The organism is Mesorhizobium sp. M6A.T.Ce.TU.016.01.1.1 (genome assembly GCF_003997065.1).
GTDB classification, from domain to species: Bacteria; Pseudomonadota; Alphaproteobacteria; order Rhizobiales; family Rhizobiaceae; genus Mesorhizobium; species Mesorhizobium mediterraneum.
This window is the reverse complement of the sequence record NZ_RZTJ01000035.1, coordinates 15,794-28,124: the sequence shown is the minus strand read 5'-3', so window position 1 is coordinate 28,124 and position 12,331 is coordinate 15,794. Positions and strand designations below refer to the sequence as shown.

The 12,331-nt window shown below is 63.3% G+C and carries 8 protein-coding genes and 1 pseudogene; 1 reads left to right on the top strand and 8 read right to left on the bottom strand.

Annotated elements, in window-relative coordinates; all coding sequences use genetic code 11:
- Window positions 1-234, bottom strand: a pseudogene (locus EOC94_RS34415) (hypothetical protein); the annotation flags it as partial.
- 240 nt (window positions 235-474) lie between these two features.
- On the opposite strand from EOC94_RS34415, the gene EOC94_RS31470 reads away from it, so the two are divergent.
- Window positions 475-2,436 (top strand): M23 family metallopeptidase, encoded by a 1,962-nt coding sequence (locus EOC94_RS31470; protein ID WP_185928367.1) that lies wholly within the window; start codon window positions 475-477, stop codon window positions 2,434-2,436.
- A gap of 26 nt (window positions 2,437-2,462) precedes the next feature.
- On the opposite strand, the gene EOC94_RS31465 is transcribed toward EOC94_RS31470, so the two are convergent.
- The 7 genes from EOC94_RS31465 to prfA all read right to left on the bottom strand — a co-directional run bounded on the left by EOC94_RS31465 (window position 2,463) and on the right by prfA (window position 12,324).
- Window positions 2,463-4,025 (bottom strand): MFS transporter, encoded by a 1,563-nt coding sequence (locus tag EOC94_RS31465; protein WP_127295429.1) that lies wholly within the window; start codon window positions 4,023-4,025, stop codon window positions 2,463-2,465.
- Window positions 4,026-4,159: 134 nt separating this feature from the next.
- On the bottom strand, window positions 4,160-5,626 hold the full coding sequence (locus EOC94_RS31460) for a L,D-transpeptidase family protein (protein ID WP_127295435.1): 1,467 nt from the start codon (window positions 5,624-5,626) through the stop codon (window positions 4,160-4,162).
- Between the two features lie 253 nt (window positions 5,627-5,879).
- Complete coding sequence (locus tag EOC94_RS31455) at window positions 5,880-6,245, bottom strand: MmcQ/YjbR family DNA-binding protein (protein WP_127295427.1); 366 nt, start codon at window positions 6,243-6,245, stop codon at window positions 5,880-5,882.
- A 35-nt stretch (window positions 6,246-6,280) separates the two neighbouring features.
- Complete coding sequence (gene clpB, locus EOC94_RS31450; protein WP_127295425.1) at window positions 6,281-8,887, bottom strand: ATP-dependent chaperone ClpB; 2,607 nt, start codon at window positions 8,885-8,887, stop codon at window positions 6,281-6,283.
- A gap of 222 nt (window positions 8,888-9,109) precedes the next feature.
- Window positions 9,110-10,072, bottom strand: coding sequence for a DUF4167 domain-containing protein (locus EOC94_RS31445; protein ID WP_126104788.1), 963 nt, complete (start codon window positions 10,070-10,072; stop codon window positions 9,110-9,112).
- Window positions 10,073-10,373: 301 nt separating this feature from the next.
- Entirely contained in the window at window positions 10,374-11,252 is an 879-nt protein-coding gene (prmC, locus tag EOC94_RS31440; protein WP_127295423.1) for a peptide chain release factor N(5)-glutamine methyltransferase, read from the bottom strand.
- Window positions 11,245-12,324 (bottom strand): peptide chain release factor 1, encoded by a 1,080-nt coding sequence (gene prfA / locus EOC94_RS31435; RefSeq protein ID WP_127295421.1) that lies wholly within the window; start codon window positions 12,322-12,324, stop codon window positions 11,245-11,247. Before prfA ends, prmC begins: the two co-directional genes overlap by 8 nt.
- Window positions 12,325-12,331: the final 7 nt, after the last annotated feature.

Genomic DNA, 12,331 nt, shown 5'->3' with positions numbered 1-12,331 from the left:
GCTCGGGGCCGTTCGAGTGTCGCTCACGCGGCTCTCTTGAATTTCGCAGAGGGCAGATCTAGAAGCGAACTTCTTCGTCGCCAGCGGCGCGCCGCCCTCGTTGGTGAGGCGTATATAGTCGGCGCCCAGCCAAACTGTCAACAACCATTTCAATCTTTCTTGAATTTTTTGCGACAAAAGATTTTCGGTAGTCGACTTCCGCGGCGGCATGGGAATAACAAAGCCGACCACCATGCCGGAGCCCTATTGCCGCCGCATTACGGCTTGACACCAAGGCCAACAAAGCAGGCGTGCGCACCACCCGCGCGGCGCCGCTTATAAGAGACTGTAAGAGAGCCACTAAGAGAGAAGTGTGATTGGGGATTTCGGCCGAGGCCAGGCGCTTCGTTGACTTCGCCCGCCGTGACAGGCAAATGTCATGGCCACAACAAAAGCGACAAGCCGTCCCGCCCGGGGAAGAAGCAGCCTTTCTGGATGCCAGATACGGAAAATGTCATAGCCGAACTCGGCAACGAGCCGCCGCTGATTGCGGACGGTCGCAGTGGCCCGCCCGACCGGCGCGAGGTTTCGGCGCGCTGGCTGTCGGGCACTTTTCTGACCGGCGTGACGTCGAGCGTGCTGATGGGCGTGGCGCTGTTCGCGGCCCTTGACGGCCGTCAGCAATTGGCAACGCCGCCCGAGATCGCCGAACTGATCAGCCTTGCTAGGGGCGACGATTCCGGCGAGGTCGCCAAGACCATCAGGCTGGTGGCCCCGCGCCAGATCGCCAAGGCCAAGGACCGTCGGCGCATGGAAGTGTCGATGGTGACCAAGGTCGGCGACCGCGACGTCATCCACACCATGCCTTTCGTGCAGATCAAGATGGCGCTTGCCGCCGCGCACACGACCAGCCGCGCCTATCCGCCTTTCAACCCGATGCAGGTGTTTGGCGACGGCCGCGACGACAATGCCGGCCAGCCGGCGACCGCCGCCGCCGGCCAGATCTATGGCGCCAAGGTCGAAAGCGAGATGAGCCTGAAGACGGTCGATTTCCCGATCGAGACGGCCGCCTTCGACGAAAAGAGTGACTTGTCCGCCGACGAGGTGGAAAAGGTGGTGCGCGAGGCCGGCACGGGCCTGAGCGACGGCGCCGTGCAGGTTGCATCGCTGCATTATGTCGACCCGCAGCGATTCGGCGATGCGTTCGCCGAGAGCATGGCCGGTTCCTACGACGTCAAGATCGTTCCTGAAAACGTCTCGGTGTCGCTGCGCGCTGCCCCCGATGATCAGGCGCCGGCCTTCGCCGAGGAAATCATCCCTTTCACCCGAGACCGCGACATAGTCGAGGCCTTCGCCGATTCGGGCTATACGGGCGAGGACGCCACCGGCATGGCCGAGGCGATCGCCAAATTGCTGAATGCGACAGCGCTCAAGGCGGGAACCGTGCTGCGCGTCGGGCTCGAGATCCATGGCGACGCCGCCAAGGTCGTTCGCACCGGCATCTACGACAGGGCCCAGCATATCGTCACCATCGCGCTCGACGATCACGGCCAATATGTGCCGGCGCAGGAGCCGGAGCCCAATCCCGAATTGCTGACCGCATTCGACGATTCGCCCGCACCGGTGGTGCGCGGCAATCTGCCGAACGTCTATGATGGCATCTACCGCGCCGCCTACTCCTACGGCATGTCCAAGGCGATGACCAAGCGGCTGATCAAGCTCCTGGCGTCCGGTGTCGATTTCCAATCGCGGCTCAATCCGTCGGATCGCATCGAGGTGCTGTTCTCGCAGCCGGACGGCGACGACCAAGCGTCCGACGAGTCCGAGCTGCTCTATGTCTCGGCGAGCTTCGGCGGCACGACTCGCAATTTCTACCGGTTTCAGATGCAGGACGGCAGCACCGACTATTTCGACGAGGACGGCCGCAGCGCCCAGCAATTCCTGCTGCGCAATCCCCTGCCGGCAGGAAAATTCCGTTCCGGCTTCGGTGCCCGCAGGCATCCGATCCTCGGCTATGTGCGCATGCATACCGGCGTCGATTGGTCAGCCGCCATCGGCACGCCGATCATTGCCGCCGGCAACGGTGTCGTCGAGAAGGCCGGCTGGGCCGGCGGCTATGGCAAGCAGATCATCATCCGCCACGCCAATGGCTACGAGACCTCCTACAATCACCAGAGCGCTTTTGCCAAAGGCATCGCGCCGGGCGTGCGCGTCCGCCAAGGCCAGACCATCGGCTTTCTCGGCCAGACCGGCCTCGCCACCGGTCCGCATCTCCACTACGAGCTGATCGTCAACGGCACCAAGGTCGACCCGATGCGTGTTCGCCTGCCGGTCGGCAAGGTGCTGAAGGGCGACGACCTCGTCGCCTTCAAGCGTGAGCGCGGGCGCATTGATGACCTGCTCAAGCAGGAAGACAGTGATTCGCTGAAGGTCGCGAGCGCCAAGATCGAAGGCTGAGCGACCTTGGAGCCTTTCTGGGCTTCTCAGCTTTGCGGATTCTCAGCTCGACGCGACCATGGCAGTCGCTCGCCGGAAACAGTCGTCCACGCCACGATCGCCGAGAGCAGGCAAAGCAGCGCGGTCACCAAGGCGACGGCCGCGAACGCTGCGTCGCTGGCAGCAAGCCTTGCTGCATCGAGGTCCGGTGCCAGGCCCGCCGGCGCCGGTTCGCCAAAACCCGGAACGCCGGATGCGGAACCGATGTTCAGCGCTGCCGCATAGACCCAGGCCGCCAGTGATCCCATCGCCGCCACCGCGATCAGGCCGCCAATGCGCGAGACGGCATTGTTGATTCCCGACGCGGCACCCGTATCCTTGTCCTCGACCGCCGTCATGATCGCCGTCGACAGCGGCGACACGACCAGGGCCATGCCGAGCCCCATCAGCGCCATCAGCGGAAACACTCCCCACCAGAAACTGTGGATCCCGGCATAGGCCAGCAAGGCAAGCCCGGCAAAGGCGACAGCGACGACAAGACTGCCGCTGGCGATCGGAAAACGCGGACCGATCCGGTCGGACCACTGGCCGATCGGCCCCGACAACAGCGCGATCAAGACCGACAGCGGCAGGAAGATGAAGCCGACCTCGGCCGCGCTCAGCCCCCATCCGGCGATGAGCAGCATCGGCAGGTAGAACAGATTGGCCGACAGTGCGAAATAGAGGAAGAAGGTCGCCACATTGGCGCCGGCGAAAGCGCCGACCCGAAACAGCGAGAGATCGATCATCGGCTCGCGCTGCCGGCGCTCGAAGACAATGAACACGATGAGCAGCACAGCGCCGGCGGCAATGCTCGGGCCAGACATTTGCCCCTCGCCCTCTGCGCTCATCGAGGTCAAGCCATAGGCAAGCGCCCCGAACGCCAATGTGGCGAGGGCAGCGCCGCCGAGATCGAGGCTGCGCTTTTCCGTCGGAGCGTCGGCCGGGACCTTGGCGAGCAGCAGATAGATCGAGACAAGTCCAAGCGGCAGATTGACCGCGAAGATCACCCGCCAGATGCCATCGCCGAAGGCCGACAAGACAACGCCGCCCAGCACCGGGCCAAGCGCCGTCGTCAGCGCCGAGGCCGCCGCCCAGATGCCGATCGCCCTGCCGCGCTCCTTCTTCGGATAGGCCTTGGCGATAATGGCGAGGCTGCCCGGCACCATGATGGCGGCACCGATGCCCTGAATGGCGCGAAACGCAATGAGCACTGGCGGGTTCGGCGCCACCGCGCAGGCAAGCGAGGCGGCAATGAACAGCGCGATGCCTGCCACGAAAGCATGCCGCAGGCCAAAACGGTCGCCGGCGGCGCCGCCGACAAGGATGAGCGCCGAAAGCGTCAGCGCATAGGAGTTGGAAATCCACTGCGCCTCGGCGAAACTGGCGCCGAGGTCGAAGCGGATCGCCGGCGTGGCGATAGCCAGGATCGAACCGTCGATGAAGCCGAGCGCGGAAGCCAGGATCGCCGCGATCAGCACGAACCTGCGCCGCGATTGCGGGCAAAACGTATCGGCCGGGAGCGGCCTGACCCGGGGGACGGCGTCGGCGCCGACTTCGCATGGAGGCATGAAGCCTGCTTAGACCTCCTACGCGCCCGCAACAACCGGCCAGAGGCTTGCTGTCGTTGAAACCAGAACAGGATCGAGACCTCTAAGTCGCCCGTCCGCGTTCCTTGTCGTGCGAAGGATTTGGGATATGGCGCTCAGTCGATGAACTCCACCGTGACGCCCGGCGACACGATTTTTGCCAGTTCGCGTGCGTCCCAATTGGTCAGCCGCACGCAGCCATGGCTTTCGGTCTTGCCGATCTTGGAGGGGTCGGGTGTGCCGTGAATACCGTAGGTCGGCTTGTCCAGCGCGATCCAGACCGAGCCGACGGGGCCGTTCGGGCCCGGCGGGATGGTCAGTATCTTGTTGTTTTCGCCCTGCTTGAAATTGATGTTCGGGTTGTAGGTGTAGTTCGGGTCGAGAGCGACCCGCGACACCGCATGCGTGCCGGTGGGTGAAGGCGTGTCCGCCGAGCCGATGGTGGCTGGATAGGCCGCGATTAGCTTGCCCGACGCGTCATAGGCGCGGACCTGCTTCTTGCCCTTGTCAGCGATGATGCTTGCCACCGGCTTCGCCACCAGTCTGCCGAAATTGACGACCTTGATGATCGTGCCAGGACGGTTGAAATTGGCTTCCGGATTGAGCGCCTTCAGATAGTTCTCGTCCATGTGGAATCGCTCGGCGAGCGCTTCGGTGACGGATGTGTAGCTCAGCCGGTCGAGCTGCGCCTTCTGGCTGTAGTCTTCCGGCACCGAGGCGACATAGGGGCCGGCCGCATCTTCGGGCGTGATATTATAGGAGGCGAAGGCATCGCCGCCGGATTGCTCAAGGGCCGCCTGGATGCCGACCACATCGGTGGACCTCAGATTGCTGCCGGTGATCTCGTTATAGGCGGCGAGCGCCTTGTCGACATTGGAGCCGAAGCGTCCGTCGACGACGCCGGGCGAAGCGCCTGCGCGGTCGAGCAGCACTTGCAACGCAGCAACATCCTGGCGCGCACCGAGCGAGAGCGACGGGTCGACCGCCGTTTCGCCGCCGATCTTTGGCGGCAGCGCCGCCTGGTCGCCCGGCGCCGTCGGCTCGACTGGCTCGATCGAAGCCTCGTTGAGCGGCTGGCGCTTGACGGTGCGCGGCTTTGCCGGCTGCTGCGCTTCCGGATAATTATTGCCATAGCTGCCGTCATCCCGCGGGGCTTCGGGAAAAGCTTCCACCGAATTGTCGCTGTAGGGGTCGTATTCATCGACCGGCGGCACGACGATCAGGCCTTCCTCTTCCAATTGCCTGCGGCGCAGGCGCGCCGTGTCTTCCGGATCGTCGAGATAATAGCGGTCGTCCTCGACCGGTCCGAGATTGCGCAAGCGCTCTTGGCGCAGCGCCCGGCGATCGAACCTAGTCTGCGGTGGCTGGATGGCGAGGACCTTGCCGGTTTCCGCATCGACGATGACGCGGTTTCCCCTAGCGTCGTAATAGACGTCGAAATCACCGTTCTGGGCGACCAGCACACCACCGGCATCGGCCGCACGGGCAGATCGCGGCGCGATGTCTTCCGTCGGCGCGGCCATTGCGCTCGAAGAGAGCAGCCCGGCGGCGAGCGCCGAAAGGGTGAAGATCGTGCGGAACATGTTGGCCAAATTCTCCGGTCCGTAATTGCCGCCGCCCGGCGTTGTCTCTTTAGAGCGCCGCGCGTCCTTCCGGACGCGCAAAGGACGCTCTAACACTTTAATCTCCGCATCGCGCTTTTTTGAAAATCGAATTGGATTTTCGGGCCGACGCGATCGATCAACCCCTTCGCCAGCAAATCAGTTGGCGACCATAAGGTTCCAACATGAACCGGGCATGAAGATGGCGGATTTCTGGCGGTCTGGAGTTAGAACACTAGCTGGCGGCGAGCCCCAATTCCTTGCGCGCCTGTTTGGTCAGCTTGAGGACGACAAGGCGATGGCTTTCGCGCAGATAGTCCTTCAGCGCGTCATCGTCCATGCTTTGGCTTGTCTGGCGCTGAATCCATTTCATGCCGCGTGACGCGAGATAGGGCGCGGGCCGAAGGCCCGGCTGTTCCTTCAAGATGTCATAGGCGATGTCGGAGCATTTGAAGGTGACGAACGGCTCCTTCCCCTCGCTCCAACCGCCGATCGCAAAGACCTTGGCTCCGACCTTCCAGACATGGGCGCCGCCCCACTGGACGACATGGGTCGTCGACGGCAACGAGGCGCAGAAGCTGTTGTAGTCATCCAGCGTCATCTGCGCCCCCGCCATTTATGCAAGCCGACTCGAAGTCAGGCCGCCGCCTCGGTCGCCACGACCGTCGGCTTCGACCGGAAATTCAACCGGTCGGAACCGGCGGTGACCTTGACGGTCGAGCCGTCGAGGATGTCGCCGAGCAGGATCTTTTCCGCCAGCGGGTCCTGCAACTCCTTCTGCATCACCCGCTTCAGCGGCCGCGCGCCATAGGCCGGATCGTAGCCCTTGGCCGCCAGCCAATCGACCGCCTCCTGGTCCAGCGAAAGCGTGATCTTGCGATCGACAAGCAGGTTTTCCAGCCGCTTGAGCTGGATCTCGACGATGCGGCCCATATCCTGCCGGCGCAGCCGGTGGAACAGGATCACCTCGTCGACGCGGTTGAGGAACTCCGGCCGGAACGACGCCCTGACGACGCTCATCACCTCGTCGCGCACGACATCGACGTCCTGGTTCTCGCCGAGATTGACCAGATATTCGGCGCCGAGGTTCGACGTCATGATGATCAGCGTGTTGCGGAAATCGACCGTGCGGCCCTGCCCGTCGGTCAGCCGGCCGTCATCGAGCACCTGCAGCAGCACGTTGAACACGTCGGGATGCGCCTTCTCGATCTCGTCGAACAGCACGACCTGGTAGGGCCGGCGCCGCACCGCTTCGGTCAGCGCGCCGCCTTCCTCATAGCCGACATAGCCGGGAGGCGCGCCGATCAGCCGGGCGACCGAGTGCTTCTCCATGAATTCCGACATGTCGATACGCACCATCGCGCTCTCGTCGTCGAACAGGAAGCTGGCGAGCGCCTTGGTCAGCTCGGTCTTGCCGACGCCCGTCGGTCCGAGAAACATGAACGAGCCGATCGGCCGGTTCGGGTCCTGCAGGCCGGCGCGGGCACGGCGAACGGCTTTCGACACGGCCTGCACCGCTTCGCCCTGGCCGACGACTCGCTTGCCGATCTCATCTTCCATGCGCAACAGCTTGTCGCGCTCGCCCTGCAGCATCTTGTCGACCGGAATGCCGGTCCAGCGCGACACGATATGGGCGACATGATCGGGAGTGACCACTTCCTCGACCATGCCGACCTTGCCGTCTTGCGCCTCGGCCTGCGTCAGCTTCTTCTCGAGTTCCGGGATCTTGCCATAGGCCAGCTCGCCGGCGCGCTGGAATTCACCCTTGCGCTGGGCAATGGCGAGCTCGTTGCGTGCCTCGTCGAGCTGTTTCTTCAGGTCGGCGGCGAGCCCGAGCTTCTGCTTCTCGGCCTGCCACTTGGAGGTCAGTTCGGTCGATTCCTCCTCCAGGGCGGAAAGATCCTTTTCGAGGCGGGCAAGCCGATCCTTCGACGCGTCGTCCTTTTCGACTTTCAGCGCCTCACGCTCGATCTTGAGCTGCATGATACGGCGGTCGATCTCGTCCAGCGCTTCGGGCTTCGAATCGACCTGCATCCGGAGCCGCGACGCGGCCTCGTCGACAAGGTCGATCGCCTTGTCCGGCAGGAATCGGTCGGCGATATAGCGGTTGGACAGCGACGCTGCCGCGACCAGCGCCGAATCCGAGATGCGCACCTTGTGGTGCTGCTCGTATTTTTCCTTCAGGCCGCGCAGAATGGAGACGGTGTCTTCGACGGTCGGCTCATTGACGAAGACCGGCTGGAAGCGGCGGGCAAGGGCCGCGTCCTTCTCGACATGCTTCCGGTATTCATCGAGCGTCGTCGCGCCGACGCAATGCAGTTCGCCGCGTGCCAGCGCCGGCTTCAACAGGTTCGACGCGTCCATGGCGCCATCCGCCTTGCCGGCGCCGACCAGCGTGTGCATCTCATCGATAAACAGGATGATGCCGCCAGCGGCAGCGGTGACTTCCGAAAGCACCGCCTTCAGCCGCTCCTCGAATTCGCCGCGATATTTTGCACCGGCGATCAACGACCCCATGTCGAGCGCCATCAACTGCTTGTCCTTGAGCGATTCCGGCACGTCGCCATTGACGATGCGCAACGCCAGCCCTTCGGCGATCGCCGTCTTGCCGACGCCGGGTTCACCGATCAGCACCGGATTGTTCTTGGTGCGGCGCGACAGCACCTGGATGGTGCGGCGGATCTCGTCGTCGCGGCCGATGACGGGGTCGAGCTTGCCGGCGCGGCCGTCGGCGGTGAGGTCGCGCGCGTACTTCTTCAGCGCATCATATCCCTGCTCGGCGCTCGCCGAGTCGGCGGTGCGGCCCTTGCGGACCTCGTTGATCACCTGGTTCAGTGCCTGTGGGGTCACGCCGGCTTTGGTCAGGATATCGGCGGTCTTGGCGGATTTCTCGACCGCCAGCGCCGTCAGCAGCCGCTCAACCGTGACGAAACTGTCGCCGGCCTTCTTGGCCAGTTCCTCGGCGGTCGAGAACACTTTGGCCAGCGGCTGCGCCAGATAAAGCTGGCCGTTGCCGCCTTCCACCTTGGGCATTGCCTCAAGTGCTGTCTCGACGCCAAGCTTGGCGTCGCGAACGCTGCCGCCGGCGCGCTCGATCAACGACGCGGCCAAGCCCTCGTCGTCGTCGACGAGCACTTTCAATATATGTTCGGGGGTGAACTGCTGGTGGTTGCGCGAGAGCGCCATTGTTTGCGCAGACTGGATGAAGCCGCGTACGCGCTCGGAGTATTTTTCAAGATTCATATCTGTCTCCTTCCGTCACCGGCCCGCTTTGCGGCACCGGATCAGATTGCGGTGACGGACCCGCCCGTTCGAGCCGGGTCCTGTTCACGCGAGATATGGTGCGCAAGCCACGGGCCCTCAAGACGTCCGGTAATGGCGAACGCATAATATTCAACGGGCGCACAAACAAAAACGGCGGAGATTTCTCTCCGCCGTCCAAGAATGTCTGAAAGCCTTGCTCGATCAGTTGTTGACGTCGACGATGGCGGGCTCGCCACCGGCGTCTTCCGCCGGCGCTGCATTCCCATTATCGGCGCCAGCATTGTCGTTGCCGCCATCCACCTGGTTAGCATTGACGCGCGGACGGCGCGGACGCCTGGGGCGGCGGGCAGCGCCGCTTTCAGTGGCTGCTTCGTTCATCTCGGCCTGGGCAGCGAGAGCCGCCGGCGAAAAGTTTTCGAACTGCGGCGCGGGTTCGGCCACAGAAGCAGGCTCAACCGGAGACACAGCTTGCGCCTGCACGGGCGTTTCATTCTGTACCGGCGTCTCGTTGCGCCGGTTCTGGTCGCTGCGCTGTCCGCCCTGCTCGCCGCGCGCACCATATTCGCCGCGCTGGCCGTTCTGGCCGTAGCCGCCATTGGGGCGGCGGTCACGATGGCGGCCGCCACTGTTGTCGCGCCCACTGTTGTCGCGTCCACCGTTGTCGCGCCCACCGTTGTCGCGATTGTCACGGCCGTTTTCCTGGTTGAACGCCAACTCGGCTGGCGTGCCGTCTATGACCGGCTGCGGGCCGGCACCGTGGTTGACCACCGGAGCCGCCGTCTCACCGACGTTGCTGTTGCCGGCATTGTCGAACTCGTCGCGATCTTCGTCGCCGTCATCGTCAAAATCGTCGCGATTCTGCTGAGCGCTCTGGATCGGTATCTGCGCCTGTGCGGCAGCGATGATGCGATTGTAGTGCTCGGCGTGCTGGAGATAGTTTTCCGCCATCACCCGGTCGCCGGAGCTTTGCGCGTCACGGGCAAGGGTTGCGTATTTTTCGGCGATTTGCTGAGCCGATCCGCGGATCTTCACGTCCGGACCGTTGCTCTCGTAGTTGCGCGTCAGGGGATTTGGGCCCTTGCGGTTGTTGTTATTATTGTTGTTACCGCCGCCGCCGCTGTTGTTGCGACCGCGCATGCGCCTGTTCTGCTGTTGTGGCCTCATTCGACTCTCTTCATTTTGAAATTTTCGAAAACTCTTCACGAACGGAGGCGCTCATGCAGCCAGCCGTTTCGTCTCTTCACCGGCGTTCGCCCGCATCGATTGCGTTGGCGCCACGTGTCATCCTGTTCCGGTTACATCACTTATCGGACGATTCCCGCACGAAGCTTGGGCGTCGTTTGCGCAAGAAGGCAGCTATTTCCAAGGAAACCGAATCGCTAAGAGCACTGCCTGCTTCGTCTCATCCGGTTAAGGCGACCCTAGCCGCATTCCCCGGCATTGCCAAGCGTTTTTTCGCACTGCATCACGGCTTTGTCAGTTCAAAGATCAGAACCCTGTCGTATCCGCCAAGATCGCAGAATACCCCCGCCGGCGCATAGCCGGCTGCGGAGAATATGTCAGTGACCTCTTTGCGTTGCGCGTGGCCGATCTCGACCGCAATCCTGCCTTCGGCTTCCAAAAAACCTGCCGCCTCGGCGGCAATGATCCTGTAGGGACTAAGACCGTCCACGCCGCCATCAAGGGCTCGGCGTGGATCAAAATCGCGGACTTCGTCCTGCAGATTTTCGATGTCTATGGACGCTATATAGGGAGGGTTGGCGGCAATTACATGGTATCGGCCAAAAACTTTTTCGAACCAGTCGGATTTGAGCACCTGAAACCGGCCGGCCAACCCCAATTCCTCGGCATTGCGCATGGCGGTCGCCAGCGCGCCTTGCGAAATATCGACACCGATGGCGACCGCCGCCGGAACGGCGCTGAGCAGCGCCAGCGCGATGGCGCCGGTGCCGGTGCCGAGATCGAGGATGCGGCATTCGCCTTGCCGTGCGGCTGTGGTCTTCACGAAGGGCAGCACTGCTTCGACCAGCGTTTCGGTATCTGGTCGCGGCTCCAGCGTTTCCGCTGACAGCGACAGGCGCAAGCCGTAGAATTCGCGATGGCCGAGGATGCGATGCACCGGCTCGCCGGCGATGCGCCGTCTCAAGGCTGCATCGATCGCGGCAATCGCGCCGGCATCGACCCTGCATTCGGGATCGGCGATGGCTTGTGTGCGGGTGGTGCCGGAAAGATGTTCGACGATCAGCCTGGCATCCAGCGCCGGATCGGCGACTGCGGCCGCGGCAAGGCGGGCCCGCGCCGCTTTCAGCAGTGGCCCGAGTGTACCAGGCAGATTGTCAGCCATCGAGGCCGATATCGGCGAGCAGCTTCGACTGGTGATCGGCCATCAGCGCGTCGATGATCTCGTCGAGTTCGCCCATCATAACGCGGTCGAGCTTGTAGAGCGTCAGATTGATGCGATGGTCGGTGACGCGGCCTTGCGGGAAATTATAGGTGCGGATGCGCTCCGAGCGATCGCCCGAACCGACCTGCGATTTGCGCGATTCGGAGCGCTCCTCGTCAGCCTTGCCGCGCTCAAGGTCGTAAAGCCTGGCGCGCAGGATCTGCATGGCTTTCGCTCGGTTCTGGTGCTGCGACTTCTCCGCCTGCACCACCATGATGCCGGTCGGCAGATGGGTGATGCGCACCGCCGAATCGGTGGTATTGACGTGCTGGCCGCCCGAACCCGAGGCGCGCATCGTGTCGATGCGGATGTCTTCGGCCCTAATGTCGATGTCGACCTCTTCCGCTTCGGGCAGCACGGCAACCGTCGCCGCCGAGGTGTGGATGCGCCCGCCGGCCTCGGTCGCCGGCACGCGCTGCACGCGATGCACGCCGGACTCGAATTTCAGATGGGCAAAGACCCCCTTGCCTGAAATGGTGGCGATGATTTCCTTGTAGCCGCCGACCTCGCCCTCGCTTGCCGACGCCGTCTCGAAACGCCAGCCGCGTGCCGCAGCGTAGCGTTCGTACATGCGAAACAGGTCGCCGGCAAAGAGAGCCGCCTCATCGCCGCCGGTGCCCGCGCGGATTTCGAGGATGGCGTTCTTGTCGTCGGCGGCATCCTTGGGCAGAAGCAGGATCTGGATGTCCTTCTGCAACGCTTCGATGCGTTGCCTGACCTCGGGCAGATCGGCCTCGGCCAATGCCCGCATTTCGGCATCTGTGCTTTTGTCGGCGAGCATCGCCTCCAGATCGGCCTGTTCGTGCTCGGCGGTGCGCAGCGCCCTGATCTTTGCCACCATCTCCTGGATGTCGGCATATTCCGACGCCATCTTGACATAGGCGTCCGTCGCCAGCCCGGCCGACATCTGCGCTTCGAGCACGTCGAAACGCTTGACGACTTGATCCATACGGTCGCGGGGCAGGTTGATCATGGCGAAT

What these genes read in the sequence shown, in the direction of transcription:
- EOC94_RS31470 (WP_185928367.1), top strand. Translation starts at nt 475, where the DNA reads ATGCCAGATACGGAAAATGTCATAGCCGAACTCGGCAACGAGCCGCCG.
- EOC94_RS31465 (WP_127295429.1), bottom strand. Translation starts at nt 4,025, where the DNA reads ATGCCTCCATGCGAAGTCGGCGCCGACGCCGTCCCCCGGGTCAGGCCG.
- EOC94_RS31460 (WP_127295435.1), bottom strand. Translation starts at nt 5,626, where the DNA reads ATGTTCCGCACGATCTTCACCCTTTCGGCGCTCGCCGCCGGGCTGCTC.
- EOC94_RS31455 (WP_127295427.1), bottom strand. Translation starts at nt 6,245, where the DNA reads ATGACGCTGGATGACTACAACAGCTTCTGCGCCTCGTTGCCGTCGACG.
- clpB (WP_127295425.1), bottom strand. Translation starts at nt 8,887, where the DNA reads ATGAATCTTGAAAAATACTCCGAGCGCGTACGCGGCTTCATCCAGTCT.
- EOC94_RS31445 (WP_126104788.1), bottom strand. Translation starts at nt 10,072, where the DNA reads ATGAGGCCACAACAGCAGAACAGGCGCATGCGCGGTCGCAACAACAGC.
- prmC (WP_127295423.1), bottom strand. Translation starts at nt 11,252, where the DNA reads ATGGCTGACAATCTGCCTGGTACACTCGGGCCACTGCTGAAAGCGGCG.
- prfA (WP_127295421.1), bottom strand. Translation starts at nt 12,324, where the DNA reads ATGATCAACCTGCCCCGCGACCGTATGGATCAAGTCGTCAAGCGTTTC.